This window comes from Bacillus sp. FSL K6-1366 (assembly GCF_037976695.1).
Taxonomy (GTDB): domain Bacteria; phylum Bacillota; class Bacilli; order Bacillales; family Bacillaceae; genus Bacillus; species Bacillus subtilis.
Genome location: NZ_CP150268.1, coordinates 2,777,422 through 2,802,469 on the forward strand (window position 1 = coordinate 2,777,422; position 25,048 = coordinate 2,802,469).

General features: G+C 42.6%; 29 protein-coding genes. 15 read left to right on the top strand and 14 right to left on the bottom strand.

The genetic code is table 11. The features are described from left to right. The first annotated feature begins 292 nt into the window (after window positions 1-292). From MHI44_RS14580 to MHI44_RS14595, 4 genes are all read left to right on the top strand, one after another. On the top strand, window positions 293-913 hold the full coding sequence (locus MHI44_RS14580) for a nitroreductase family protein (RefSeq protein WP_041850752.1): 621 nt from the start codon (window positions 293-295) through the stop codon (window positions 911-913). A 15-nt stretch (window positions 914-928) separates the two neighbouring features. Next, complete coding sequence (locus MHI44_RS14585) at window positions 929-1,867, top strand: ring-cleaving dioxygenase (protein ID WP_014478981.1); 939 nt, start codon at window positions 929-931, stop codon at window positions 1,865-1,867. A 98-nt stretch (window positions 1,868-1,965) separates the two neighbouring features. Continuing rightward, on the top strand, window positions 1,966-2,355 hold the full coding sequence (locus MHI44_RS14590; RefSeq protein WP_003234169.1) for a DoxX family protein: 390 nt from the start codon (window positions 1,966-1,968) through the stop codon (window positions 2,353-2,355). A gap of 185 nt (window positions 2,356-2,540) precedes the next feature. Continuing rightward, window positions 2,541-2,879, top strand: a complete 339-nt coding sequence (locus MHI44_RS14595) for a thioredoxin family protein (RefSeq protein WP_003244013.1) — start codon at window positions 2,541-2,543, stop codon at window positions 2,877-2,879. A gap of 482 nt (window positions 2,880-3,361) precedes the next feature. Here the strand turns inward: MHI44_RS14595 and MHI44_RS14600 are convergent, their stop codons facing one another. From MHI44_RS14600 to MHI44_RS14615, 4 genes are all read right to left on the bottom strand, one after another. Next, entirely contained in the window at window positions 3,362-3,598 is a 237-nt protein-coding gene (locus MHI44_RS14600) for a spore germination protein (protein WP_003244342.1), read from the bottom strand. Window positions 3,599-3,802: 204 nt separating this feature from the next. Next, entirely contained in the window at window positions 3,803-4,096 is a 294-nt protein-coding gene (locus MHI44_RS14605) for a hypothetical protein (protein WP_009969672.1), read from the bottom strand. 33 nt (window positions 4,097-4,129) lie between these two features. Further along, window positions 4,130-4,360 (bottom strand): spore germination protein, encoded by a 231-nt coding sequence (locus tag MHI44_RS14610; protein WP_003244212.1) that lies wholly within the window; start codon window positions 4,358-4,360, stop codon window positions 4,130-4,132. A gap of 123 nt (window positions 4,361-4,483) precedes the next feature. Then, window positions 4,484-5,065, bottom strand: coding sequence for a DUF421 domain-containing protein (locus MHI44_RS14615; protein WP_003234158.1), 582 nt, complete (start codon window positions 5,063-5,065; stop codon window positions 4,484-4,486). Between the two features lie 208 nt (window positions 5,066-5,273). On the opposite strand from MHI44_RS14615, the gene MHI44_RS14620 reads away from it, so the two are divergent. Further along, complete coding sequence (locus MHI44_RS14620; protein ID WP_003234156.1) at window positions 5,274-5,981, top strand: DUF421 domain-containing protein; 708 nt, start codon at window positions 5,274-5,276, stop codon at window positions 5,979-5,981. A gap of 14 nt (window positions 5,982-5,995) precedes the next feature. On the opposite strand, the gene cotP is transcribed toward MHI44_RS14620, so the two are convergent. The 3 genes from cotP to MHI44_RS14635 are packed head-to-tail and all read right to left on the bottom strand — an operon-like array spanning window position 5,996 to window position 6,968. Further along, window positions 5,996-6,427, bottom strand: a complete 432-nt coding sequence (cotP, locus tag MHI44_RS14625; RefSeq protein ID WP_003234154.1) for a spore coat protein CotP — start codon at window positions 6,425-6,427, stop codon at window positions 5,996-5,998. Between the two features lie 12 nt (window positions 6,428-6,439). Next, window positions 6,440-6,682, bottom strand: a complete 243-nt coding sequence (locus MHI44_RS14630; RefSeq protein ID WP_003234151.1) for a spore germination protein — start codon at window positions 6,680-6,682, stop codon at window positions 6,440-6,442. Window positions 6,683-6,695: 13 nt separating this feature from the next. Beyond that, window positions 6,696-6,968: a spore germination protein gene (locus tag MHI44_RS14635; RefSeq protein ID WP_003243854.1), complete on the bottom strand. Its 273-nt coding sequence runs from the start codon at window positions 6,966-6,968 to the stop codon at window positions 6,696-6,698. A 297-nt stretch (window positions 6,969-7,265) separates the two neighbouring features. Between MHI44_RS14635 and MHI44_RS14640 the strand changes: the two genes are divergently transcribed. The 3 genes from MHI44_RS14640 (at window position 7,266) to MHI44_RS14650 (ending at window position 8,839) form a co-directional block, all read left to right on the top strand. After that, window positions 7,266-7,862: a TetR/AcrR family transcriptional regulator gene (locus MHI44_RS14640; protein WP_119899063.1), complete on the top strand. Its 597-nt coding sequence runs from the start codon at window positions 7,266-7,268 to the stop codon at window positions 7,860-7,862. After that, window positions 7,859-8,203: a DoxX family protein gene (locus tag MHI44_RS14645; protein ID WP_119899065.1), complete on the top strand. Its 345-nt coding sequence runs from the start codon at window positions 7,859-7,861 to the stop codon at window positions 8,201-8,203. The genes MHI44_RS14640 and MHI44_RS14645 overlap by 4 nt, the downstream gene beginning before the upstream one ends. A 162-nt stretch (window positions 8,204-8,365) precedes the next feature. Beyond that, a complete protein-coding gene (locus MHI44_RS14650) occupies window positions 8,366-8,839 on the top strand; it encodes a GNAT family N-acetyltransferase (protein WP_119899067.1) in 474 nt (157 codons plus the stop codon). Window positions 8,840-8,849: 10 nt separating this feature from the next. On the opposite strand, the gene MHI44_RS14655 is transcribed toward MHI44_RS14650, so the two are convergent. Further along, window positions 8,850-9,116, bottom strand: a complete 267-nt coding sequence (locus MHI44_RS14655; protein WP_240304240.1) for an HIT domain-containing protein — start codon at window positions 9,114-9,116, stop codon at window positions 8,850-8,852. Window positions 9,117-9,514: 398 nt separating this feature from the next. On the opposite strand from MHI44_RS14655, the gene MHI44_RS14660 reads away from it, so the two are divergent. The 4 genes from MHI44_RS14660 (at window position 9,515) to MHI44_RS14675 (ending at window position 13,888) form a co-directional block, all read left to right on the top strand. After that, window positions 9,515-10,540: a Gfo/Idh/MocA family oxidoreductase gene (locus MHI44_RS14660; protein WP_029725835.1), complete on the top strand. Its 1,026-nt coding sequence runs from the start codon at window positions 9,515-9,517 to the stop codon at window positions 10,538-10,540. Window positions 10,541-10,633: 93 nt separating this feature from the next. Next, complete coding sequence (locus tag MHI44_RS14665) at window positions 10,634-11,638, top strand: LacI family DNA-binding transcriptional regulator (protein WP_339202251.1); 1,005 nt, start codon at window positions 10,634-10,636, stop codon at window positions 11,636-11,638. A 69-nt stretch (window positions 11,639-11,707) separates the two neighbouring features. Continuing rightward, a complete protein-coding gene (locus MHI44_RS14670) occupies window positions 11,708-13,051 on the top strand; it encodes a sugar porter family MFS transporter (RefSeq protein WP_339202253.1) in 1,344 nt (447 codons plus the stop codon). 15 nt (window positions 13,052-13,066) lie between these two features. After that, window positions 13,067-13,888 carry a sugar phosphate isomerase/epimerase family protein gene (locus MHI44_RS14675; protein WP_339202259.1) on the top strand — a complete coding sequence of 274 codons (822 nt, stop codon included), beginning with the start codon at window positions 13,067-13,069 and terminating at the stop codon, window positions 13,886-13,888. Window positions 13,889-13,959: 71 nt separating this feature from the next. On the opposite strand, the gene vmlR is transcribed toward MHI44_RS14675, so the two are convergent. From vmlR to dinB, 3 genes are all read right to left on the bottom strand, one after another. Next, a complete protein-coding gene (gene vmlR, locus MHI44_RS14680) occupies window positions 13,960-15,585 on the bottom strand; it encodes an ABC-F type ribosomal protection protein VmlR (RefSeq protein ID WP_339202262.1) in 1,626 nt (541 codons plus the stop codon). Window positions 15,586-15,905: 320 nt separating this feature from the next. Continuing rightward, window positions 15,906-17,282: an amino acid permease gene (locus MHI44_RS14685; protein ID WP_014475969.1), complete on the bottom strand. Its 1,377-nt coding sequence runs from the start codon at window positions 17,280-17,282 to the stop codon at window positions 15,906-15,908. Between the two features lie 171 nt (window positions 17,283-17,453). Next, window positions 17,454-17,972 carry a damage-inducible protein DinB gene (gene dinB / locus MHI44_RS14690; RefSeq protein WP_251233444.1) on the bottom strand — a complete coding sequence of 173 codons (519 nt, stop codon included), beginning with the start codon at window positions 17,970-17,972 and terminating at the stop codon, window positions 17,454-17,456. A gap of 168 nt (window positions 17,973-18,140) precedes the next feature. On the opposite strand from dinB, the gene MHI44_RS14695 reads away from it, so the two are divergent. Both MHI44_RS14695 and MHI44_RS14700 read left to right on the top strand, forming a co-directional pair. Continuing rightward, the gene (locus MHI44_RS14695) at window positions 18,141-18,599 is read left to right on the top strand and encodes a MarR family transcriptional regulator (protein WP_015252707.1); all 459 of its coding nucleotides are present in this window, start codon (window positions 18,141-18,143) and stop codon (window positions 18,597-18,599) included. Next, the gene (locus tag MHI44_RS14700; RefSeq protein WP_339202266.1) at window positions 18,596-21,253 is read left to right on the top strand and encodes an MMPL family transporter; all 2,658 of its coding nucleotides are present in this window, start codon (window positions 18,596-18,598) and stop codon (window positions 21,251-21,253) included. The genes MHI44_RS14695 and MHI44_RS14700 overlap by 4 nt, the downstream gene beginning before the upstream one ends. A gap of 145 nt (window positions 21,254-21,398) precedes the next feature. Here MHI44_RS14700 and MHI44_RS14705 read toward each other — a convergent pair whose 3' ends face one another. Beyond that, window positions 21,399-22,028 carry a nitroreductase family protein gene (locus MHI44_RS14705; RefSeq protein WP_015252704.1) on the bottom strand — a complete coding sequence of 210 codons (630 nt, stop codon included), beginning with the start codon at window positions 22,026-22,028 and terminating at the stop codon, window positions 21,399-21,401. A gap of 15 nt (window positions 22,029-22,043) precedes the next feature. After that, window positions 22,044-22,538 carry a MarR family transcriptional regulator gene (locus tag MHI44_RS14710; RefSeq protein WP_072557150.1) on the bottom strand — a complete coding sequence of 165 codons (495 nt, stop codon included), beginning with the start codon at window positions 22,536-22,538 and terminating at the stop codon, window positions 22,044-22,046. A gap of 312 nt (window positions 22,539-22,850) precedes the next feature. Between MHI44_RS14710 and MHI44_RS14715 the strand changes: the two genes are divergently transcribed. Then, complete coding sequence (locus MHI44_RS14715; RefSeq protein ID WP_015715324.1) at window positions 22,851-24,059, top strand: MFS transporter; 1,209 nt, start codon at window positions 22,851-22,853, stop codon at window positions 24,057-24,059. A 35-nt stretch (window positions 24,060-24,094) separates the two neighbouring features. Here the strand turns inward: MHI44_RS14715 and MHI44_RS14720 are convergent, their stop codons facing one another. Continuing rightward, entirely contained in the window at window positions 24,095-24,832 is a 738-nt protein-coding gene (locus MHI44_RS14720) for a sulfite exporter TauE/SafE family protein (protein WP_003234130.1), read from the bottom strand. Window positions 24,833-25,048: the final 216 nt, after the last annotated feature.

Below are 25,048 nucleotides of genomic sequence, written 5' to 3' on the forward strand. Positions count from 1 at the left end.
TCATACAGCAAACAAATGAGTTCTTATGTAACAACAGTGATGATTCGCCATTAAAATGCTGCCGTCAGTGAAAAATTTCCACCTGATTGTTAAAAACCTATTGACATGAGAAGATCTGTATTTTATTATTATCTCATATTCAAGATATTTTAATTCGAGATATTTGATTGAAAAGATCAGCGATCAAGCGCAACTCTAAGTGTTCAATCGTTGTCAGTTCTTTTACACAATATTCAATATGATTTTTTATAACATAATATCTCGAATTCGAGATAAAAGGGAGTGTAGCGTAATGGCTGAATTTACTCATTTAGTCAATGAAAGACGATCTGCAAGCAATTTTCTTTCAGGTCATCCAATCACAAAAGAAGATCTCAATGAGATGTTTGAATTGGTTGCATTGGCGCCATCGGCTTTTAATTTGCAGCATACAAAATATGTGGCGGTTCTTGACCAGGACGTAAAGGAAAAGCTGAAGCAGGCCGCAAATGGACAATATAAAGTGGTTAGCTCTTCTGCGGTTCTCTTGGTATTAGGGGATAAGCAGGCATATCAACAAGCGGCTGATATCTATGAAGGTTTAAAGGTATTGGGGATATTAAATAAGCAAGAGTATGACCACATGGTGCACGACACCGTTTCGTTTTATGAAAACAGGGGAGAACAATTTAAGAGAGATGAGGCGATAAGGAATGCTTCACTTTCTGCGATGATGTTTATGCTGAGTGCTAAGGAAAAAGGCTGGGATACCTGCCCGATGATCGGCTTTGATGCGGAAGCCGTAAAACGGATTTTGAACATAGACGACCAATTTGAGGTTGTCATGATGATTACGATTGGAAAAGAAAAAACAGAGAGCAGAAGACCGCGCGGCTACCGGAAGCCTGTGAATGAGTTTGTTGAGTATATGTAAAAGGAGCGGATAAAAATGGCTAAAAAAACGATGGGAATTCATCATATTACAGCGATTGTCGGTCACCCTCAAGAGAACACAGATTTTTACGCAGGAGTGCTTGGGCTTCGTTTGGTCAAGCAAACTGTCAATTTTGATGACCCAGGTACGTATCATCTTTATTTTGGGAATGAAGGCGGGAAGCCGGGAACAATCATTACCTTCTTTCCGTGGGCCGGAGCCCGCCAAGGCGTCATTGGAGACGGTCAAGTTGGCGTGACTTCGTATGTCGTGCCGAAAGGGGCTATGGCATTTTGGGAAAAGAGACTAGAAAAGTTCAACGTTCCCTACACCAAAATCGAGCGCTTTGGGGAACAATATGTAGAATTTGATGATCCTCATGGACTGCACTTAGAAATCGTGGAAAGAGAAGAAGGAGAGGCTAACACGTGGACTTTCGGAGATGTAACGCCCGATGTTGCCATTAAAGGTTTTGGGGGTGCAACCCTATTATCAGCGCAGCCTGACAAAACCGCTGAGCTTTTAGAAAACATCATGGGGCTGGAGCGAGTCGGCAAAGAAGGAGACTTCGTTCGTTATCGTTCCGCCGGTGATATCGGAAATGTGATTGACCTTAAGTTAACGCCTATTGGCCGCGGGCAAATGGGGGCCGGAACGGTGCATCACATCGCTTGGCGGGCTAACGATGATGAAGATCAGTTAGATTGGCAAAGATATATTGCTTCCCATGGATATGGTGTAACTCCTGTTCGGGATAGAAACTACTTTAATGCCATTTACTTCAGGGAACATGGGGAAATCCTGTTTGAAATCGCAACTGATCCCCCGGGCTTTGCACATGATGAAACACAGGATACAATGGGCGAAAAACTGATGCTGCCTGTACAATATGAACCGCATCGCACACAAATTGAACAAGGGCTGCTGCCGTTTGAAGTAAGAGAGTTAGATTGATTTGACACATAAAAAATAAAGAAACATATATTCAATTGATGATTGCTGGATACTGTCAGCAAAGAATCAGATAAAATCAAAGATGAGGAGAGATACAAATGGAAGATGCAGGACTGTTGCTTATTCGTATAATGATTGGTGTAGTGTTTTTGTTTTATGGCACACAAAAATTATTCGGCTGGTTTGGCGGATACGGGATTAAAGGAACCGGACAATGGTTCGAATCAATTGGGGTGAAACCAGGAAACGTTGCGGCCGCTCTATCAGGTCTTGGGGAGTTAGTAAGCGGAATTCTATTTATTTTAGGCGTATTCCTCCCGCTTGGAGCTGCTATCATAACGATCATCATGTTAGGTGCTATCGTAAAAGTCCATGGAGCGAAAGGTTTTGCGAATGGCGCCGGAGGTTTTGAATATAACCTGGTGCTCATTGCAGTTTCCATAGGGGTTGCACTCATCGGTTCAGGAGCTTACGCTTTGCATTTTTAATACGAAAGTATGTAAGAACAGTTGCTGCTTGTCAGTAACTGTTCTTTTATTTTCACATTTTCGGCAAGCTTGCAGGTACTCTGCAAAGCAAAAAAGCGGATATCATAAATATAAATCTGTATAGTGAATGATACGTATTGATGAGCTTGGTCATGAAAAACAGACCTATTTGAAGGAGTAAATGGATGAAAGAGATGACAGGATTACATTCATTAGTTTCTATAGAAAACTTTATCAAACAGCACAAATTCAGTTTTATTTATATATCAAGGCCTGGCTGTACAGTATGTCACGCAGTTCTGCCCCAGCTCAGAATAGTATTGGATCAGTTTCCAAACATCAAATTGGGGCATATCAATGCTGACGATGTAGCAGAGGTCGCTGGCAGATTTTCAGTTTTCACCGTTCCTGTGCTTCTTTTGTTCATTGATGGGACTGAGTTTCTAAGAGAAGCCCGTTTTGTTCATTTTGAACAGCTTGAACAAAAGCTGAAAAGGGTTTATCGATTATATGAAGGTGAATAAAGGGTTTATACGTTTCACATAGCCAGCCCCATATAAGGGCTTTTTGTCATTTTAAAGGGGACAAGGCTCAAGTCCTCTCCAATGAAAGAACATATTAAAAAACAATCGAAGTTTGGACAAAGAGCTTGTTAAATTAAGAAAGATTTAAGGAATGAATTGGAAAGGATTTATATCTTTTCGCTTCTTTATTGGTCATAATGAAGTTGTGCCAAAAAGAGATGTTTGGCAGTGAACATATCAATAAAAGGAGCTTTTTGAAAATGGGCTGGAGCAAATGGATTAATCTTTTCTGCATCATAGCACTAGGATCAGTCATGGGGTATAAATTATTTACCCATCAGCATATTAGTACTCCTCACTTTATCATATCCTCAGCACTCATCCTGTGGAACATCATTGGGCTTTTCAGAAAAGAATCATCATATCAAACGAGACAAACTAAAGAAATAAGGTAAAAAAAGAACTCAAATGAGTTCTTTTTTTTATTCTTCACTAGGCGAAGAAGGGTTATCAACCTGCCCTTGATCACTTGTATCATTATCACAACTTGCTGAAATAATAATTGAATGAGAAGGAGAGTAATCTCCTAATGTGAAATTCACTCCGTAATTTTTGCTGTTCGCAGTATGGCTGTTTTGCAAGTTTTGTCCGATATCTGTATTGGCGTTTTGTGTCATTCCATTTATCGTGAGATTTGAGATGTTGATTTGAGATCGCATGCTTCAAAAACTCCTTTCACTCAGAAGTAGCTGTCATAAAGGACGCTGGCAGTCTATTTACTTCTATGATATTGCGTTTTTATATCATTGCATCAACATAATGGTAAAAATAATAGCGAGTGAATGATCATCTTTTGAAGATGATCAACCTATCAGCAGAAATAAAGCCGCCTGATAAAGAGGCGGCAGATCGTTATATGTCATCTATGAATTTGATGTATCGTTTTTCGTTTGCCTGAAGGATAAGATAGTCGTTTTTAATGATGAGTAGGAGCCTATAGCAGCGTAGCCATAAAACCAGCCCATAAATACGCCAGAAAAGAGGCTGTGTCGATGGCTTATGAAAACAGAAATGACAAGGCCTGTTATTAAGGCAACTGACGGTACAAAAGTTTTGGGGATTTTCAATAATATTTTGAGGATTTGGGTTATCAATATGATGATTGGAACAGCTATCACAGCATCCCAAAAGTTCGTGTGAATAATTGGAAAAGCCATACGGCACCTCATGAAGTGTTTATTTCTTAATTTTTACGCTAAAAGCTTGGAAAGCAGCTCTTGGATCGCATATGTTACATTTTGGGCTTGATTGGCGGAGCTTGTTTGGCTTAAAGCATTGGATTCAAAAACCAAACCTGTATTACTCCCACCGGAACCCTCTGTTGTTTTAGACACAGAGAACGGGCTGATGGAAACTGCAAATCCGTTATTAAAAACGCTGTTCCCGGATATCGAATGAATATAAACTGGGAATTTCATCATTCATCTCTCCTCTCTGTTATGACTGTTTATACAATATGGTGTGTGAGCAGCAGTTGCTTAAACAAAACGGCAAAAACTTTCAGTAAGAGACAAAAACCTGCAAAATGCCACAAGCGCCTTTTGTTAATGCAGCTTTTTAGGGACGTTTTTTTTATTTTTTTTGCCAACTTCATCAAAAATATTCTGATTGCCAGACTGGGCTTGTCCGTCCTTATTTATGAAATCGGGGTGAATGAGTTTTTTCAGATCCCTGACTGTTAAAGGCTTGGCGTCATCAGTTAATTCTATTCCTAATTGCCCGTTTGCCTCTAATGTCGCAATTTTGACATCTTGTATAGCCGTAACGCCGTGAAGCCTTAGCTGCATTTCAAGCTGGTCAGCTGTAAGTCTCATCTTCTTTAAGTTTTCGATATGAAGCTGTCCGTTTTCAATGACGATTTTTGCTTTTCCGGTTAACATCTTTTCAATGGTGTTCGATTTCATTTGGATCCATTCCATAACGATGAGTGTGCTTGTGAAAATTGCCGCTGCAATTAATGTTTTGAAGAGGCTGTACTCGATGATTGGCTGAACGATAATAGTTCCGATCGAAATCATGACAACCGTTTGAGTCGACGTCATTTGTGCGATTGATTTCCTTCCTGAAATTCTCAGCAAAATGACCCCGGCTACAATGAGAACAAGAGATTCCCAAGTGAAATTCATGCTACCACCTGACCAATGATGAATTAGATTTGTCATGGGATTGGCTTTTCTTCCGGCCAATCGCAATTTAATATATCCGAAAGGCAGTCGGTTCATTCTGTCCTGAACCGAACAATATTTTTGGTATAGATGGATATATTAAGCCAAACAATGATAGCAACAGGAGTTTTTTGGCCGAAACAATCTGGGAAGCGGGGAGCGCCATAACATGATTGAACTTGAAGTTGTCATTAGAACGGTTGCCAGCTTTGGCTTGCTGTTAATCGCAGAACGAATTTTAGGCAAACAGACAATCTCTCAAATGACGATTTTTGATTTTATTGCGGCGATCACACTAGGGGCGATTGCTGCCGGATTAGCTTACAATACTTCAATAAAACCGCACAATATGGCCATTTCGTTTAGTATTTTTGTGCTAACCATTTTTCTAATTTCGTTTCTGTCGATAAAGAACAGGAAGCTGAGGAAATTTTTTGCCGGAGATCCAACAGTGCTGATTCAAAACGGGAAGATACTTGAATCAAATATGAGGAAAATGCGTTACACACTTGATTATTTAAATCAGCAATTACGGGAAAAAGAAATATTTAATATCGAAGAAGTTCTTTTTGCCATTCTTGAAACGAATGGTCAGCTGACTGTGTTAAGAAAACCGCAATTCCGGCATGTGACCAAACAGGATTTAATGATTGCGGTAAACCAAGAACAAAGGCTTCCGATAGAGCTTATTATGGACGGAGAAATCATTGAGAATAATTTAAAGCAGAATCGTTTGACGGAATCCTGGCTTTTGGAAGAATTGCGAAAAAGAGACATAAAGGTGAAAGAGACCGTGTACGCAGTGCTGCTGGGTAATGGGGATATTTATGTGGATCAATATAAAGACCATATATCAGTCCCTATGGATAAGGAATGAAGGAACAATCAATCTTAAAGCCCCTTATTGAACGCAACGGTTTCAACTTGTCTTGGGTACGAAATATGCAGAAGCCCGTTTAACAGCTGAATCTGTAACAAATGAGTTTCAGCGGCTTCGGGAAGCTGAATGATTCGCTCAATTTCTCCGTAATACCGTTCACGCAGCACTTCCATTTCGGCTGGAAAAACAGGCGTGATCGTTCCTTTGATCAGCAGCTGGGTTTTAGACAGTAAACGGATCGTTAATTCTTCCTCATACACACCGGGCATTTCCACAATGATAAAATTATATTCCTCATCTTGATAAAAGTCGTAAACAAACGTAGAAGCTTCGGAATCAAAAAAATGTTCCGGGGCTTTATATTTGAGCACATTTGTCCAAAAGTCACTTTGTTTATATTCATTCGTAATCTCAAGCCACTTTCGAATTTTTTCGAAATCCATATGAGATTCTCCTTAAATTTGATTTGAAATCGGCGCAGAAGGGTTTCCGATTTGGTCTTGGTCACTAACGTCTGAATCAATATTTCCAGTGTTTAAAAGTGAAGACGTAGGCGAAAGATCCCCTAAGGAAAAGTTTGCTCCAAAATATTTGCTGTTCGCAGTATGGCTGTTGTGCACAGTCGGACCGACATCTATATTTCCGTTTTGCGTGACGCCGTTGATCTTAATATTTGCGATATTAATTTGATATGGCATAGACGAAACCCCTTTAATCTAAAATTGGCGGTGGTGCAATCGGAGGAGCATTAACGTTGGATGTATCAGAGTTGCCGATAGATGTCTGGTCATTTACATCAGGATCGTTTAAGAAGTTTTCCATTACGGATTCTGTAGGTGATGTATCACCGAAAGAAGAGTTGGTCCCTTGAGATTTTTGATTGTTGGTAGGGCTGTTATAAGCAGCTTCGCCTATTGTAATTGAACCATTGCCCGAAATACTGTTGATCTTCAAATAATATAGGTTGATTACTGTAGACGGCATCCCATCACACCCTTCCATCTTTCTGTACAGTACATTATGCGCCGCTGCACCCAATTGTTCCTTGCATTTACGGGCAAAACTCTATCTGGCCCCGGAGTGATGCTCAATTATCAGTGAATGAAAAGCCATTGATATAGGAATCAATGAATTGATTCAGTTATTCGAAATGCATGAGACCTTTTAATAAAGGAAGCTGGCAACAGGATGAGTTTGAAATCATTGACAATGAAGCTAATGCCATGAAATAATACTCGTAAGTAACATTACTCGTGAGTATTATTTTTGGGGTGGTCCTAGTTGAAAAGTAAAGGACGTAAAGGAGTAGAAAGCCGAAAACGATTACTTAAAGCTGCCGCTAATGAATTTTCGATTCGGGGATTCCATGACACGAAGATAAGTGAGATTGTAAAAAAAGCTGGGTTCACACAGCCTTCATTTTACCTGTACTTTCAAAGCAAAGAAGCCATCTTTGAGGAGTTAATCACCGATTTTCACTTCCGAGTAAGAAAGCTGACAGAGTCACTTCTTCTGGAAAACGGATTAAACACGGAGGATGTGACAAAACGGGTGCTGTCTGCTGTGGAATCTGTTTTTCAATGTCTGGCTGAGGACAAGGATTTAACCAAGATCGGCTTTTTTCTCAACCCGGAAGCAAAACAAATGAAAAAAGACTTGGCGATGGTTTTGAAAGAGAACTTAGAAGCAGAACAGCGGCTTGGCTATTTTCACTCTGAACTGGATATGGAAACTGTCGCTGAGTGTTTGGTCGGCATGATTGAACATTTAACCGATTCATTTTTGTTAACCGGAATCAAAGATCCGGCAAGCCTCGCAGCAGAGGTTGTGAATCTTTTAATATACGGGATGCTTCCGAAAGGGAATGACGTAAGATGATATCTATTATTACGAAAGTCAGTTTGGCAGTTTTTATGCTTGCGGGAGGCATCATAAAGGTAAGCCGCGTTCCCTTTCAAGTTGAGCATTGGCGGCATTATCAATATCCATTATGGTTTCTGACTGTTACTGGCATTCTTGAAATAGCCGGGGCACTTGCTATGACAGCGGGAATTTGGAATCGGTATGCAGCAATTGGAGCAGGTGTTCTGTTTGTCGTTCTCATGGCGGGAGCCATTCATGCGCATATGTTTCGAGCAAGACAATCGGCCATCATGGCGATACCAGCGATGATTTGTTTGATTGTTTCTATCATGATCATCATGGGGAGTTACACGTAAGCTTTTCACTAATGTTTAAGAACAAGCCCATTTGCAGGAAATCTCCTGTTCTTATCGAATAATAGAAAGTCCAGGAATTAACTGAAGCAGTAAAATAGAGCTCCATTTCTGCGTTATTCGTCCGGCATCAGCTGGGCTTTTTTTATAAAGGAGGAATACAGGATGGCATTAACTTTGGAAGACATGACTGAGGAAGAGTTCGAAGCCTTTCGAGTGATGTCCGTGCAAAATTATGCGAAACAAAACATAACGTCAGGAACTTGGACGGAAAAAGAGGTATTTGAGAAATCGGAGCAGGCATATGAGAACATGATTCCGAATGGGCGAGACAGCAGCAATCATTATTTTTGGAACATCACAAATGACCAAGGGGAAAGAATGGGCTGGCTCTGGCTGTATGCTGATCCGTTTCATCCGCAAAAGGAAGCGTTTATCTATTCCTTTGGATTGTATGAAGCCTTTCGCGGAAAAGGACTTGCTCAATTGGCGCTTCAAACGCTTGATGAAAGAGCAAGAGAGCTCGGTGCGGAAAGGCTGGCTCTACATGTATTTGCACACAACGAGACAGCCGTCTATCTTTATCAGAAGATGGGCTATGCCATGACCAATATACGTATGCGGAAACAGCTATGCTGATAAAAGCTGCTTACTTAAGCGGCTTCCCAAACACAATATGCCAATGTAGATGTTTAGAGTCCTGGTAAGCTCCTGAGTTGGTGATCACACCGCTTTTTTCTTCCGTCATCATGGAAGCGATCTTTTGAATGATACCCATTAATTCAAGAAGCAAGTCATGGTCGTTCTCTTCTAGAGTGATCAATGAGGAAATATGTTTCTTAGGGACAGCCACAATATGGACTGGATAAAAAGGCTTTGTATGGTAATAAGCCAATACGTAATCTGTCTCTAGCACCTTCTTTACTTTCGTTTTGCCGCTAAATACTTCATCTCAGTAAAAGTCTTCAGTCATATCATCCTCACTTTGTTTGTTTCATTTCATATTCTGCTTTTCTTCATCACCTTCCTTCTATTGCGGGAAATTTCCACCTGAGGTGCCGCACACCCTCGGTATTTTTTTGCTCCCTAAATTCCTAACCCATCGCAGGCTTGAACGGCGGCTATAGGAGAGGTTGGCTTTGAAAACAGAAAAAAAGATTGACCTGTAAAATGTAAGGGGTTACAATTGAAAACAATTAGGAAAGACTTTCCCTTATTAACAAACTAATATTATAACAATTTCATGATTTGTTTTTTTAGATGAGATAATCAAGGAAAGACTTTCCTTATATTTGCAGAATGGGAGTGGTGCTGATGGGAAATGTACAGGTTGGGCTATTAGGTGCGGGACGGATGGGAGCTTTCCATGGAGAGAGTATTGCGTTTCGTGTGAAAGGAGCAGATTTGTATGCAGTTGCAGATCCGGTTCCGGGGAATGCAGAAGCATTTGCAAAAACAATCGGCTCAAATATTAAAGCGTTTACAAATCCGTTAGAAATGCTGGAGCATCCTGATATTGATGCGGTCATCATTGCTTCGCCGGCAAGGACGCATGCAGCAAACATTATGGCAGCGGCAAAGAAGGGGAAAGCTGTATTTTGTGAGAAACCGATGGCTGTCACACTGGAAGAAGCGGATGAAGTCATAAGGGTAGTAAATGAAGAGTCTGTTCCGCTTCAGATCGGTTTTAACAGACGTTTTGCTAAAGGCTTTCGCAGTGCATATGAGGAAATCCGTGCAGGAAAAATCGGAACACCTCAGTTAATGCGTTCCATTACAAGAGACCCGGCACTCGGCGATCCAACACCAATTCCTCAATGGACGATCTTCTTAGAGACGCTGATTCATGACTTTGATACGTTACTTTACCTCAATCCAAATGCGAAGCCGATTGAAGTCTATGCCTCGGCTGATGCGCTTGTCAGGCCTGATTTTAAAGACAAAGGATTTTTGGATACGGCAGTAGTCACGATCAAATTTGATAACGGAGCGATTGCAACGGCGGAGGCAAACTTTCAAGCGGTTTATGGATATGATGTCCGCGGAGAGGTGTTTGGGTCTGAAGGCATGCTGACCATCGGAGATCTCCGCCATACAAACATGACAAGGTATAACAAAGACGGAGTCAGCTACAACACGATTCGCTACGACCAAGATTTATTATTTGATGCTTATGTTGATGAGTTACAATCGTTTGTTGACGCTGTTCGAAATAATTCACCAACCTCAGTAACAGGTGAAGATGCGCGTGCAGCACTTGCCATTGCCGCAGCTTGTATAGAGTCTTGCAAAACGAAGCAGCCTGTCACGTTAAAAAATGGAGTGCCGCAAACGGTTTGAGTATTTGATAGAAGAAGCGCCTTTTTAAAAAGAAATTCTGGTAAGCATTCGTTTATACTAAAGAGGATCTATTATATAAAGGTGGCCTTCTTAATGAAAACAACCATTTATGATGTTGCTAAGGAAGCAAACGTTTCAATCTCTACGGTTTCAAAGGTTCTGAATAACACAGGCAATATAAGTGAGAAAACCAAAAATAGAATTTTGAAAGTGATTGAGGAGCTTCAATATCAGCCAAGTGTTGTAACGTCAGCGAGAAAAATGATGAAGACCATCGGGCTGCTCATTCCTGACATCGCCAATCCTTTTATGGCCGAACTTGCCCGAGCTGTGGAGGACAGCGGCCGTAAAAAGGACTTCAGCGTCATCATATGCAGTACGGACAACGATTCGCTGAGAGAAGAAGAATATATCGCCATGCTGAAGCAAAAGCATGTAGACGGCATTATTGTGGCGACGGGCCTCAAAAACAGTCAGGCGATACGGGAACTGATTGAAAGCGACATGCCGGTTGTCATGCTATCGAGAGATATACCGCACCTGCCTGTAGACACTGTAGTTGCGGATGATTTTAAAGGGGGATATGAGGCAGCCGTCCATTTAGCCCAATTAGGGCATACTAATATAGCTGTCATAGCAGAAAAGATTAACAATACATCAATCAAAAATCGTGTCCTCGGCTTTCAAGAAGGACTGCAGGTTTCAGGAATCCAAATCGATGAATCAGCCATTCTAGACTGTCCATATGATTTGTCAGCCAGTAAAGACATCAGTTTAAAGCTGCTTAATCAAAAACAAAGGCCGACGGCTGTCTTTGTGACGACTGAGCTGCTTGCTTTAGGCGTTTTGCAGGCTGCAAGGCAGCTTCATATTCCTATTCCTTCATCTCTTTCTCTGATTGGGTTTGATAACAGCATCCTTGCAAAGATCAGTGATCCCCAATTAACAACTATCGCACAGCCGACTGAAGAAATGGGGGAAAAAGCAATTGAACTGCTGATGGACGGCATGGCCGATTCAAAACAAAAGAAAGTGATACAGCGCGTGATGCTGTCTCCTTCATTAATTGTACGGGATTCAACCGCATCACAGTTATGACGATTTGGGGGATCTTTGAGAGATCTCCCTTGCTTAAACGTTTAAATACAATGAGTCGGAGGTTTCTTGATGACGTCCAAAAAGGCTTATATCAGTCTTATTTACTTTTTCGGGGCATTAGGAGGTTTGCTGTTCGGGTACGATACGGGTGTAATATCCGGCGCGCTGCTGTTTATAAGAGAAGACATGGAGCTGTCGCCATTACTAGAAGGATTAGTTGTCAGCGGAGTGCTGATCGGTGCTTTAGCCGGAGCAGCCTTTTGCGGAAGATTTTCCGACCGCTATGGCAGGAAAAAAACAATCATCTGGCTGGGGGTGCTTTTTACAATTGGAGCCATTGGTACAGGTTTAGCTCGTGATATCGGAATATTGTTACTATTCAGAATAGAACTGGGCATAGCAGTTGGAGGAGCTTCTGCAATCGTTCCTTTATATCTGTCAGAAATGGCGCCTGCTGCGATCAGAGGCAGAATTGCTTCATTGAATACATTGATGAATTCCTTCGGGATTCTCATGGCTTATATTGTAAACTTCGTTTTTTCATCTTCCGGCAGGTGGGATCTGATGCTCCTATTAGCAGTGATTCCATCCTTCATTCTCATGGCCGGTATGTTTTTTATGCCAGAAAGTCCGCGATGGTTGTTGCAGAAAAAAAGTGAGGAGGAAGCACGCCATATTTTGCTTCTGACGAGAGATCCGAAAACAATCGATGCTGAGATCCGCAGTATGAAAGAGATTAAGACGAAAGAGCGTGTTTCCATATCAACTTTATTATCTCCGGCAATCAGGCCGATCTTATTTATCGGTATTGGGGTCGCCATCTTTCAGCAAGTAATAGGCACAAATACGATTATTTATTATACACCGACCATCTTAGAAAATGCGGGGTTCGGCGCTTCTAGTGCCATCGCGGGAACCATCGGCATCGGCGTCATCAATGTCTTATTTACGATCCTTGGCTTGCTGCTGATTGATATGATAGGGCGAAGAAATCTCATGCTGATCGGCAATGTCGGAATGTCCTTGGCACTTGGTATTTTGGGTGTCAGTACGCTATTCTTTCATGCACCCGGGTGGCTGCTGTTATCCTGCTTATGCTTGTTTATGGTAGCGTATTCAGCAAGCTGGGGAATGGTCGTTTGGGTTGTGCTGGCTGAAATTTTCCCGTTACAGATCAGGGGGACGGCGCTGGGGATCGCAAGTACCTGTCTGTGGCTGGCGAATATTGCAGTGTCGCTGTCCTTCCCGCTGCTTTTAGATCTGATCGGTACAGGTTCTTTATTTCTCATGTACGGCGCCATTGGCATTCTTGCCTTTCTCTTTGTTTATCAATTTGTGCCGGAGACAAAAGGCAAATCATTGGAGCAAATTGAGGGAGAAATCATGGCAAAGAATACAGTTTCACCTTTATAAAAGGGGGATTTCAATATGGAAAGAGAATATGGTATATGCTTATGGACTTTCGGCAGCATTCCATTTGAACAAAAATGCCGGCTGGCTGCAGAAATTGGAGTAGACGGAGTGGAGGTTGAAGGAGATATTTCGCTGAATCCGAGAGACCTTGCCGAGACACTTGCTGCTCATCATGTAAAGGTTTTATCAATAACACCAAGGAATTGGGATATTTCAAGCGCAAATGAAGAGGTTCAGTTAAAGGCTGTACAGTATTACTTCGATTTATTAGACTGGGCTGTGGCTTTAGGAGCTCCTCGTATCTGTCTTCACGGTGATGTCGGCAAAGTGAGAGGGAGCGGGGATGAGGCGAGGGATTGGAGTTTATTGGTCGAAAGCGCTAAAAAGATCCTGGCCAGAGCGGAGGAATTACAGATTCAGGTTGTATTTGAAGTATTGAACCGATACGAAAATCATCAAGTGGTCACTGGGGAAGAAGCATTGCAATTAATAAGTGATGTCGGCAGCCCCAATCTCTATGTTCTTCTCGATGCGTATCATATGAACATAGAAGAAGCTGACCCTGTGAAAGCCATTGAATTGACAGGGCAGAAACTCGGCGTTTATCACGTGGCTGATTCAAATCGCCAGGCCATCGGAAACGGCCATGCGAATCTGGAAAGGCAAATCGAAGCGCTTCATTCTATCGGTTATAAAGGCCCGATTATTATGGAGATGGTGGCAGCTGGACCAGACCCGTTCACCCCGATCAAAGGAAATGACTATTTGGAAGCAGTGGCAGGGTACTATAAGTCATCATTAGAGACATTAAGGTCATGGGAAGGCTTGAACATATAAAGAAAAAAGGACAACAGCTGTTGTCCTTTTTATTGCCATGCGTCTTTATATCCATAGTTGTTCTCACGGCTTCAATCCAGCTCTTTTATTCGTTTCGTAAGCTCATTGAAAGCCTGATCAAGCTCCTTATACCCTTTATCATTTGGCGTCATAAAACTGAGCTTTCCCAGCATTTCTTGTCTTTCTGTCTCAAGCTTTAACCGAAGCTCCTCCCGCTCATTTCTTTCTGAAGGAGCGTCGTTTAACTGCTTTTCGATGCCGTTGTTTGAGATGACGAGTTTACTGTTTGTTGTTTTTTCGAGAAAGTATCGGTCATGTGAAACCGCCAGCAATGTGCCGCTGTATTGTGACAGTGTTTCTTCCAGCTGTTCGCGTGACGGCAGGTCGAGATGGTTTGTCGGCTCATCTAAAATCAGCACGTCTTTTTCCTCCAGAATATATGCCATAAGCTTGATCTTTACACGCTCACCCATACTCATATGCTTGATCGGTTCAGTCCATTGGGCGGCTGTAAAACCTAAGTGCCTCATCAGATTTTGAACGTGCCCCCTTGCTTTGAATGTTTCATTCTCAAATAACTCTTCCGGTGTTTGTTCTAAAGGCAAATCAAACACCTCCTGCGTTAAATAGCCGATGTTTGCGGACGGCGACACCCATACACTTCCTTCTGCTGTTTCCTGTCCCAGAATGATGTTCAGTAATGTCGTTTTTCCGCTGCCATTGGGGCCTATGATCGCAACCTTTTCGCCGTGCTGAATCGTAAAGTTTGCGTTTTTAAAGAGTATCCTTTCTCCAAACGTTTTCGTTACATTCTGAACTTCTAAAAAACGTTTTCCTGTTTTGTGGGTTGTATCGATTGAAAAGCGGACTGTATATTCTGGGGTGACGGGTTCCGCCTTTGCTTTTTCCAGCTCTTTTTCAAGCCGCTTCTGCTTGGATTTTATCTGGGCATCCGTACGCTTCGCTTTTACCCGGTGATATTCTTTAAACCCTTCCTTTTTCGTCGATTGAGCATGGGCTTTTTCCGACCAAGAAGCGAGCTCATTCATTTGTGCTTCAATCCGTTCAACCATTTTTTGCTGCTTTTCATATTCACGCTGCTGGGTGAGTCTTTTCTTCTCCCGGAACTTCATATACCCGGAGTAATTCCCTTTGAATTCAATCAGCGTCTGATCCTCAAGCGACCATATTTTTGTTGCGGCTTCGTCTAAAAAATATCGATCGTGAGAAACGAGAATCACAGTGCCGTTATAATGTTTCAGATGTTGGATGAGAAATTGCAAGCTTTTTTCATCAAGGTGGTTTGTCGGTTCATCTAACAGCAGCAGATCTGCATCCTCTGATAGTCCTTTCGCCAGCCGCGCTTTCAGTTTTTCACCGCCGCTTAACTGATGAAAATCACGAAGAGGCACATGCCATTTCTCCAGTAACTTCTTTTCGGCAGGTGTCTGATCCGCAAAGGAATATGCCGCTGTTTCCTGTTCAACCAAAGCCAGTTTTATATCCTTTCGAAGGATTTGACCCTGGGAAGGGGCTAAGTCATTGTGAATGAGGTGCAGCAGCGTAGATTTCCCAGCGCCGTTTTTGCCGATAATTCCAATGATATCTCCTTGCTGAACACTGGCATTTACATGTTTAAAAACAGTCAGATCCTTCACTTCATAGCTAACGTTTGTTAATGTTACGATCTCTTTCATCCATATCCCTCGCTTTAAAGGGAGAATAAAAAAATCCTCCCAAATGTGTTGGAAGGATTAGCCGTGCCTGTGCATGATCAAATAAGCTATTTTTTATAAATAGCAGTGTCGTTTATATAGAAAATGGGCAGACTAATCCTATTTTTTTGATTTGAAATATTGATTTCAAACGGTAAAAATAAGATTAGTTAATCATTGTCCACCCATCATCCCTTCTTGTTTTGATTACAAACACTATAGCATACCTTTAAATTCAAAAGCAAAGGTCATTTTCATCAAAAAAACTCCTGCTCTCATTTTTGAGGCAGGAGTTTCGAGTGTTATTGATGCTTCGCTTTTCTCACTTTATAAATCACAATCAGCAAAATAAACCAAACCGGTGTGACAAATAAGGAAACTCGAGTATCCTGTGCCAGTGCCAGCACAACCAGAACAAACGCCAGGAACGCAAGAATCAGGTAATTTGTAAACGGATAAAGCGGAAGCTTAAACTTGTTTGTTTTCGCTAATTCAGGTCTTGTTTTGCGGTATTTCATATGGCAGATGACCGTAATTCCCCAAATGTAGATAAAGCATACGGTTGAAATACTTGTGATCAGGGTGAATACGCCTTCTGGCATGATGTAGTTTAACGTAACACCGATTAAAATCACGATAGCTGAAAAGAATAAAGCATTTCTAGGCACTTTACGCTGAGTCAGTTTCGCCATTGACTCAGGCGCATTGTGATCTTTCGCCAGGGAATAGACCATACGGCTTGTACTGAATACAGCGCTGTTGCACGCTGAAGCAGCGGATGTCAACACAACAAAGTTGATAATACTTGCAGCCCCGACGATGCCAACAGCGACAAATACTTGTACGAATGGGCTTTCGCTGGGATTGATGACATCCCAAGGATAGATGCTCATAATCACGAGAAGAGCCCCGATATAAAAAAGCAGCACACGGACAGGAATATTGTTGATCGCCTTAGGGATTACTTTTTCAGGGTTTTCTGTTTCACCGGCCGTAAGCCCGACAAGCTCAATGCCGACAAAAGCAAACACAACCATCTGGAACGAGAGGATAAACCCGTGCATGCCATTCGGGAACAGGCCTCCGTGGCTCCAGAGATTTGTGAAGCTGGACACTCCTGAGCTTGTGGAAAAGCCTTTGAAAATCATCACAAGGCCAATGACGATTAACGCCAAAATGGCAATGACTTTAATCAAAGCAAACCAAAATTCTAATTCTCCAAACAGCTTGACTGTCGCCAGGTTCATAATCAGTAAAATAATTAGAGCGATTAAGCCAGGCACCCATTGCGGCACACCCGGGAGCCAATATTGAGTGTAGAGCCCGACTGCTGTCAGATCAGCCATCGCAATGGAAATCCAGCAGAACCAATATGTCCAGCCGGTGATAAATGCTGCCATATCGCCTAGGTAGTCTTGTACAAAATCCACAAAAGAGTGATAGTTCAAGTTTGATAACAGCAGTTCACCCAGCGATCTCATAATTAAAAAGCAAATGATCCCTGTGATCATATAAGCAAATAAAATCGAAGGTCCGGCAAAATGAATCGATTTGCCCGAGCCGAGAAATAAGCCTGTCCCAATGGCTCCGCCGATGGCGATGAGCTGGATATGCCTGTTTTTCAAGCCTCTCTGCAACGTTTGCTGATTTATATTGTCTTTCGTCATGTCGTCTGTCACTTTATGTGTTCCTCCATTGAAAATTGTTTATTGAGTCAGCAATCTATTTTTAATGATTATTATAACACTAAAATTTCTATCTTTTTTACTAAAAAAGGATTGATGAAAAGAATTTTAATGTGATTTGGACTATTTCCCGAAAAAAGCGGCTCCATTTAGGGAGCCGCTTTTTTATGCTTTTTCAGTTTTTTTCATAAACAGGTAGAGCCCGTAATCTGTCGGTGCGGATGCGTAGCCTGCCTGCCGCAGCATTGCTGTGATATTGCCGCGGTGGTATGTCCCGTGGTTGACAACGTGGGGAAGCAGTTCGGAAACAGTTGTTTCCATGATTCCGCTTGAGGGATTTTGAATCTGGAGTGGCTTATTGAGCTGTTCTTTTTGCTGTAAAAATAGTATATAGCGCTCGGATAACCTCAGAAAAAGGTCTTCCATTTCCTCTATTTCTTTTGCCTCTGTCTGTTCTTTAAGCTGTTCAGCTAAAGCCAACGCATCGCTCAAGGTTTTGCCGGAAAACACTTCAATCCAGCCGAGATCAGAAAGATAAACATGAGACAATACATGGGATATTGACGGAAACACGCTTTGAATTTCTTGATGGTATACCTCTTTTGGAAGCTCCTTTAATCGGTTGAATATTTGTTGATTGGCCCAGACGTTATATTCATACAATTTGAATGCAAAATCTGACATGTTAAAATTCCCCCTTTCGTGTGTGTAGCTTCCATTATACGCGGACATGAGTTCTTATGTAGAGTGCTTGAAAATAAAATTTGTTGACATATATAGTTTAGAGGAATAAACTAAATGACATTGAACATAAAGTTTAGCGGGGTAAACTATAATGAGGAGGGGAAGATATTGAATGAACAAAAGCTATGTCAGGCGATAAACCTGTTTGTGGAAGTCCTGCTTGAAGGGACAGAATTTGTGCATCGTGAAATCAATCAGGATGTCTTCAAGCATATCTCAAGGGAACAGGCAGACCTGTTGAAAATTTTAAAAGTCAAGGGCCCAACCTCTCCCGGCAGCCTGGCCATGTACCAAAATGTACATAAGAGCGCGATCTCTAACAGACTGAAAAAGCTGCTCGAAAAGGGATTGGTTCAATGGGACGACTGTCCGGCAAAAAGTGATAGGCGCTCTAAGCTTATTAACATTACACCCAGTGGTGAACACATACTAGAAGAATTAGATTCTGCCATCTTTAACGCGCTCAAACCGCTGATTGATGATATAGATGAGGAACACTTACATTCCATCATCGAGATATTCACCATTTTAAAAAGCAAATTTAAAGGAGGAGATTCTGCCGAATGAGAGCAATCATCAAATTCAAGTGGGCAATTGCAGCCATAGTATTAGCACTTACCGTCGTTTTGAGTTTGTTTTCTCCGAACTTAACGGAGCTGGCCAATCAAAAGGGGCAGGCCCAGCTTCCCGCTGATGCTGTTTCAGAAAGGGCAAACGCCATTTTAAAACAAGCGGGAGAAGACAATAATTCGATCAGTGTCGTCTTTACATTAGACCATGCTCTAAAGAAAGAAACAGAGAATCAGCTTCGGATAATGATCGATAAAATCAAAAAGATCGACGGTGTAGAAGAGGTAACATCTCCTCTGTCAGCGGAAAAAGAAGTCAAAGACCAGTTGATGTCGAAAGACAAGAAAACCGTTCTCATGCCTATCACGATTACAGGTTCTGATAAAAAGGCGGAAAAAATTGCGGACGAGATTTATCAAATCGTTCCTGATGACTTGACGGCATATATTACGGGAGCTTCCCTTATCAACCAGGATTTCGCTCACAGCTCAGAGGAAGGGCTTAAGAAAACGGAAGTGATCACAGTCTGCCTGATCATCGGTTTACTGTTGATCGTGTTCCGATCTGTTGTGACGCCTTTTATCCCGATTGTGGTTGTCGGTTTTTCTTATCTGATCAGTCAATCCATACTGGGCATCCTTGTATACAATGTTGATTTTCCTATCTCGACGTTTACGCAAACCTTCTTAGTCGCGATCCTGTTCGGCATTGGAACAGATTACTGCATACTGCTTCTTACACGATTCCGTGAAGAATTGGCAAACGGGCATGATAAAAAAGAAGCGGCGCTTATCGCTTACCGCACAGGGGGAAAAACCTTATTTATCAGCGGATTTGCGGTATTGATCGGATTTTCCGCCTTAGGATTTGCGAAGTTTGCGATTTTCCAATCCGCAGTAGGGGTAGCAGTCGGTGTGGGAATTTTAATGATCATCCTCTACACACTGCTGCCATTATTTATGGTGACGCTGGGAGAAAAATTATTCTGGCCTTCTAAGAAAGTGCTGTCACACAGTGATAACAAACTATGGGCGTTTCTCGGCAGACACTCCGTTGCGCGTCCGTTTCTGTTCATTGTCATCACGGTGGTGATTACGCTTCCGTTCATCTTGACCTATAATGACCAGATTTCATTCGACTCAACTGCGGAAATTTGCAGCGATTATAAATCTATAAAAGCTCTCGAGGCCATTAAGGATGGATTCGGGGAAGGAAAAGCGTTCCCGATCAATGTTGTCGTAAAAGGAGACAAAGATCTTACAACAGCTGATACAATCCCCTATCTAGGAAATATCAGCAAAGCGATCGAGAAAGTTGATCATGTTGACTCTGTTATGACCATTACGCAGCCGACTGGTAAAAAAATCAAAGATTTATATATTGATAACCAGCTAGGATCGGTTTCAGACGGGCTGGATAAGACGGTGAAAGGGATTGCCGATGTCCAAAGCGGATTAACGGATATAGAAAACGGACTGAATCAAATGGCAGGGCAAACCGGCTCGGCCTCAAATGGAGGGTCTGGCGGTTCACTGGGCGATGCGGCAGATGGCTTGGGCAAAATCAATCAGCAGCTGCAGCTCGTGAGCAAACAGATTTCCCAAACCGGCAATACCGCACAGACCGTGCAGCAGCTTACGGCAATAAGCGGACAGCTTGGCCAGATTCAAACCGGCCTTGAACAAGCGAACCAACAGCTCTCAGGCCAGCAGGCACAAGCTGGAACCCTGACAGAAAGCCTGAAGAAGCTGTCCGAAGGCGTAAAAAGCGCAAATGAGGGCCTGACGAAAGTCTCTGACGGTATTACAGCTTCCAGTGATATGTTAGAAGACATGAGCAAAAGTCCAACTGTAAGAGATACAGGCATATTCATTCCTGATCAAGTAATGAAGGACAAAGACTTTAAGAAGTCAATTGACCAGTATTCCTTTGCAGACGGCAAAGGTGTTCAATTAAGTGTCGTTCTGGATTCAAATCCGTACTCAGAACAAGCTATTGCGACAATAAACCAAATCAAAAAAGCTGTCGCAAACGAAGTTGACGGCACTCCTTTGGAGGATGCACAGATCGTATACGGCGGGGTCACGAGTATGAATGCGGACTTAAAAGAGCTGTCCACAACGGACTTCTCCAGAACAATGGTGATTATGATTATAGGCCTGTTTATCGTGTTAACCATTTTGTTCCGCTCAATGATCATGCCGATTTATATGATCGCGTCATTGCTGCTGACGTACTATACGTCGATATCCATAACAGAATTAATTTTTGTAAACGGCTTAGGAAACGCGGGTGTCAGCTGGGCAGTGCCATTCTTCAGCTTTGTCATCTTGATCGCGTTAGGGGTAGATTATTCGATCTTCTTGCTGGATCGATTTAAGGAAGAGGTGCACCTTGGCATTGAGCAAGGTGTCGTCAGGTCAATGAGCAAAATGGGATCTGTCATTATTACAGCTGCCATTATATTGGCCGGTACGTTCGCGGCGATGATGCCTTCAGGTGTTAATACACTGATGCAGGTGGCAAGTGTTATCATCATCGGGCTCTTGCTTTACGGCCTTGTCATACTTCCGCTCTTCATCCCGGCAATCATTGCGACCTTTGGAGAAGGAAACTGGTGGCCGTTCGGCAGGAAGAAAGGAAAAGAGTAATCGAGAGAAGAGTGATGAATGGTCATCACTCTTTTTTCATGACTAAACGACTAACTTCAGACGTGTTACCCAAAAAGATCAGACGATTAAACGGCGGCTGTACTTAAAAACAAAGAGCCCGGAAAACATTCCCGGGCTCTTTGTTTTATTTCCATTCTGCAATTGTATCAATCGGCAGACGGTAGGAAGCATAGCCTTCGTCTGCTGCTTTTCCGATAGAAAGTAGCATAACCGGTACATAACGTTCTTTATCTAATCCGAAGGTTTCCGCGATGTTTTCTTTATCGTATCCGCCGATCGGGTTTGTATCGTAGCCATGCGCGCGTGCAGTCAGCATCAGCTGCATGGAAACGAGACCTCCGTCAATCAGGATCGTTTCACGGTTGACCTGTGCCGGAAGCTTTTCAAAATGTGCGGTCAGCGCGGTGATTTGTCTGTCTTTGACCTCCTGCGGCATGTAACCAAGTTCCACAGCTTTTGAATAGATTTCTTCTAAGTAGTCTGCATTGTTCATGTCTGCAAATACAGCGATGACAGCAGATGATGTTGTGACCTGTGTTTGGTTAAAGCTTGCAAGCGGTGCGAGCTTTTCTTTTCCTTCCGGGCTGTCAATGACAAGAAAACGCCATGGCTGCGCGTTAACAGAAGATGGCGCAGTTGTTGCTTCCTCTAAGATCTCTGTCATTTCTTCTTTGCTGATTTTTACTGCCGGATCATAGTTGCGAATAGAACGGCGGCCTTTCATAATTTCCATAAAATCGTTTGTTTTGATCATGTTGATACACTCCTCTTAAGCTTCGATATTATCTATATTGTTTCGCATGCGCGCCAGCACATCAATGAGCAGGCGGCGTTCTTCTGCGCTTACATTTGCGAGCATTTCCTTCATGAAACGCTCCTTTTCCTTCTTAGAAGACTCAATTCGCTCTCTTCCTTGGTCTGTTAACCGAACAAGGGTGATGCGGTTGTCCTCAGGCTTGCGCCGCCTTGATACCATGCCTTTGGCTTCCAGCTGTTTCAGGTGTCTGGTAACGGCTGCGCTATCGATATTTACTTTCTTTTGAAGGTCGCTTTGACTGATCTCATCTGCATGATAAAGCAATGTCAGCAATTCCAAACGAGATTGGCTGATGCCCGTGCATGCCTCGAACTTCACGCCAATCACCTTGTTCACGCCTTGCAGCTGATATAAAATCTCGGCTTCCTCTGAACAAAATGACGCCAAAACCCATCCCTTCTTTCCTGTCAAAACTATTAATTGATATATCAATGATTGACACGTCAATTAATATACAACGATTGATTTCATCTTGCAAGCCATTTGCACTCTAGAAAAACCTCCCAGCGTATAAAATTCGCTAGGCTAGAACTTAGCAAAAAAAAGCTGGCCGATTCTTCAGATGATGCTGGTCACGATGATTCCCTGCAACATTCCCATTTATAGGTGTTCGGAATTTCACTTTGCCGAGCCCGTGCTCAAGCGGCTTTCACAGGCTGAAAGTTATGATACAATATACAAATGTTTCACAGCTTCAATCCATTGTTGGAGCTGACATCCATTATATAAGGGACTAGGTTGAAGGGAAGGTTTGATAACATGCTGCACAATCCAACTGGAAAAGAACGCTTGGCACTAGCGTTTCTGCTCGGTATGCTTGCTATATTGGGCCCGCTTAATATAGATATGTATTTGCCAAGTTTTCCTGAAATCGCGAAAGATTTATCAGCAAGTGCTTCACTTGTTCAGTTAAGTTTAACAGCCTGTCTGGTCGGGCTTACGATCGGCCAGCTGATTGTCGGGCCGGTCAGCGATGCGCAGGGAAGACGAAAACCGCTATTAATCTGTATTTTTTTATTTGCGTTATCTTCTCTGTTTTGTGCACTGTCGCCCAATATAACAACTTTAGTGGCTGCGCGTTTTTTACAAGGCTTCACTGCTTCTGCAGGGCTTGTGCTGTCTCGCGCAATCGTCCGCGATGTGTTTACCGGAAGAGAGCTTTCTAAATTTTTCTCGCTGTTAATGGTCATTACCGCGGTGGCGCCAATGGTTGCGCCTATGACAGGCGGTGCCATTTTGCTTTTGCCGTTCGCAACGTGGCATACAATTTTTCACGTCCTAATGATCATCGGATTTTTACTAGTTCTTCTGATTGCATTGAGGTTAAAAGAAACGCTTCCGCCGGAAAAACGGATTCCAAGCTCAATCGGAACATCCGTCAAAACGATGGGCAGCCTGCTGAAGGATCGATCCTTTATGGGGTACGCGTTAACTGTCGGATTTATTCACGGGGGAAGCTTTGCATATGTGTCTGGTACGCCTTTTGTATACCAGGATATCTACGGGGTGTCTCCGCAGGTATTTAGTATTCTTTTTGGCATTAACGGGCTGGCGATTATATCGGGCAGCTTTATCATCGGACGCTTTGGCGGAATCATTCATGAAAAAAGCCTGCTTCGTATAGCGGTCATTACGGCTATGATTGCGACGGCTGTGCTATTAACCATGACCATGATTCACGGTCCTCTTGCTACATTAGTCATATCCATTTTCATTTACATGATTACGATCGGCATGGTTCTGACCAGCACGTTTACCCTAGCCATGGAAAAGCAGGGGCACCGCGCCGGAAGTGCAAGTGCGCTGCTTGGAATGCTTCCGCTGCTCCTCGGTTCAATCGTGTCACCGCTTGTAGGCATTAATGAGACAACAGCCGTTCCGATGGGAGCCATCATGTTTGTGACAGCTGTCATCGGCTCACTGGCGTTTTTTGGATTAACGAAAGAACGAGTAGGGCAGAATTCATAAAAAAACCTGACATGACGTCAGGTTTTTTGTTTTATTTAGAATAACAACAGCAGGCCTGCAATCGCCGGAGTCAAAAAGATGGCTGATTTCAAAACCACCTTTGGCATGAGGTTGGTGAATTTCGCGCCTACATAGGCCCCGCACATTGTCCCGACCAGAACTTTGACAAGTAAAACGTAATCAACAAAACCTTCTGTAATATATCCGATGCCTCCACCTACAGCCAGAGGGATGATCACAAGCATCGTCGTTCCGACAGAATGGCGAATGGACAGATTCAGCATAATCATTAAACCGATTTGAATAAAAGGTGCCGACCCGATGCCGAATGTGCCGGAAAGAACGCCGGCTGCAATTCCTAAGATGACCGCTCTCGTATACGTTGAAAGAGTGCTTTGATTCACTTGAGCCTTCTCTTTTAAAATAAATAATCTGATTAAAATGAGAATTGCTGATAAAAATAACATTCCAGCCGTCAAATAATGAAGCAAATCAGCCGGAATAAAAGAAGTCAGCTTGGCGCCGAAAAATGAGCCAACCGCAGCAAAGCCTCCGACTATTAAGCCGATTTTCATTTGAATGTTACCCTCGCGATAGTGGCTGTATGCCCCTGATAAGCTTGTAAAAGCCATGCCGGCAAGCGAAGTGCCTAAAGCCGTATGAATCGGGATATGGAAAAGAAGCGTTAAAAGGGCAATGACAAAGCCGGCTCCACCGGCGCCAATAAAGCCTAAAATAATTCCTAGAAGAAACATAACAAGAATAATGAGCATATTTTTTCCTCCATTGAAAAGATGTAAAAATGTAATCGTGCGCTATTCTGGCGGAGGTATGGTGTCCTATTGACGAAGAAAAACACGCCGTTTTTTCAGTTGCCAGTAGTCCGTCGACCGTCGTTCAGCAAACATATCGTACCTCAAATTCAGGGATCTGACAAGGCAGTTTGTTGCTTCCCATTACCATCTGTTATATGATTTTGATGAAGAAAA

What these genes read in the sequence shown, in the direction of transcription:
- MHI44_RS14670 (WP_339202253.1), top strand. Translation starts at nt 11,708, where the DNA reads ATGACGTCCAAAAAGGCTTATATCAGTCTTATTTACTTTTTCGGGGCA.
- MHI44_RS14720 (WP_003234130.1), bottom strand. Translation starts at nt 24,832, where the DNA reads ATGCTCATTATTCTTGTTATGTTTCTTCTAGGAATTATTTTAGGCTTT.
- MHI44_RS14635 (WP_003243854.1), bottom strand. Translation starts at nt 6,968, where the DNA reads ATGCCGTCTACAGTAATCAACCTATATTATTTGAAGATCAACAGTATT.
- MHI44_RS14620 (WP_003234156.1), top strand. Translation starts at nt 5,274, where the DNA reads ATGATTGAACTTGAAGTTGTCATTAGAACGGTTGCCAGCTTTGGCTTG.
- vmlR (WP_339202262.1), bottom strand. Translation starts at nt 15,585, where the DNA reads ATGAAAGAGATCGTAACATTAACAAACGTTAGCTATGAAGTGAAGGAT.
- MHI44_RS14700 (WP_339202266.1), top strand. Translation starts at nt 18,596, where the DNA reads ATGAGAGCAATCATCAAATTCAAGTGGGCAATTGCAGCCATAGTATTA.
- MHI44_RS14715 (WP_015715324.1), top strand. Translation starts at nt 22,851, where the DNA reads ATGCTGCACAATCCAACTGGAAAAGAACGCTTGGCACTAGCGTTTCTG.
- MHI44_RS14630 (WP_003234151.1), bottom strand. Translation starts at nt 6,682, where the DNA reads ATGCCATATCAAATTAATATCGCAAATATTAAGATCAACGGCGTCACG.
- MHI44_RS14585 (WP_014478981.1), top strand. Translation starts at nt 929, where the DNA reads ATGGCTAAAAAAACGATGGGAATTCATCATATTACAGCGATTGTCGGT.
- MHI44_RS14605 (WP_009969672.1), bottom strand. Translation starts at nt 4,096, where the DNA reads ATGGCTTTTCCAATTATTCACACGAACTTTTGGGATGCTGTGATAGCT.
- MHI44_RS14610 (WP_003244212.1), bottom strand. Translation starts at nt 4,360, where the DNA reads ATGATGAAATTCCCAGTTTATATTCATTCGATATCCGGGAACAGCGTT.
- MHI44_RS14705 (WP_015252704.1), bottom strand. Translation starts at nt 22,028, where the DNA reads ATGATCAAAACAAACGATTTTATGGAAATTATGAAAGGCCGCCGTTCT.
- MHI44_RS14650 (WP_119899067.1), top strand. Translation starts at nt 8,366, where the DNA reads ATGGCATTAACTTTGGAAGACATGACTGAGGAAGAGTTCGAAGCCTTT.
- MHI44_RS14675 (WP_339202259.1), top strand. Translation starts at nt 13,067, where the DNA reads ATGGAAAGAGAATATGGTATATGCTTATGGACTTTCGGCAGCATTCCA.
- MHI44_RS14615 (WP_003234158.1), bottom strand. Translation starts at nt 5,065, where the DNA reads ATGAATTTCACTTGGGAATCTCTTGTTCTCATTGTAGCCGGGGTCATT.
- dinB (WP_251233444.1), bottom strand. Translation starts at nt 17,972, where the DNA reads ATGTCAGATTTTGCATTCAAATTGTATGAATATAACGTCTGGGCCAAT.
- MHI44_RS14645 (WP_119899065.1), top strand. Translation starts at nt 7,859, where the DNA reads ATGATATCTATTATTACGAAAGTCAGTTTGGCAGTTTTTATGCTTGCG.
- MHI44_RS14580 (WP_041850752.1), top strand. Translation starts at nt 293, where the DNA reads ATGGCTGAATTTACTCATTTAGTCAATGAAAGACGATCTGCAAGCAAT.
- MHI44_RS14665 (WP_339202251.1), top strand. Translation starts at nt 10,634, where the DNA reads ATGAAAACAACCATTTATGATGTTGCTAAGGAAGCAAACGTTTCAATC.
- MHI44_RS14660 (WP_029725835.1), top strand. Translation starts at nt 9,515, where the DNA reads ATGGGAAATGTACAGGTTGGGCTATTAGGTGCGGGACGGATGGGAGCT.
- MHI44_RS14600 (WP_003244342.1), bottom strand. Translation starts at nt 3,598, where the DNA reads ATGCGATCTCAAATCAACATCTCAAATCTCACGATAAATGGAATGACA.
- MHI44_RS14595 (WP_003244013.1), top strand. Translation starts at nt 2,541, where the DNA reads ATGAAAGAGATGACAGGATTACATTCATTAGTTTCTATAGAAAACTTT.
- cotP (WP_003234154.1), bottom strand. Translation starts at nt 6,427, where the DNA reads ATGGATTTCGAAAAAATTCGAAAGTGGCTTGAGATTACGAATGAATAT.
- MHI44_RS14590 (WP_003234169.1), top strand. Translation starts at nt 1,966, where the DNA reads ATGGAAGATGCAGGACTGTTGCTTATTCGTATAATGATTGGTGTAGTG.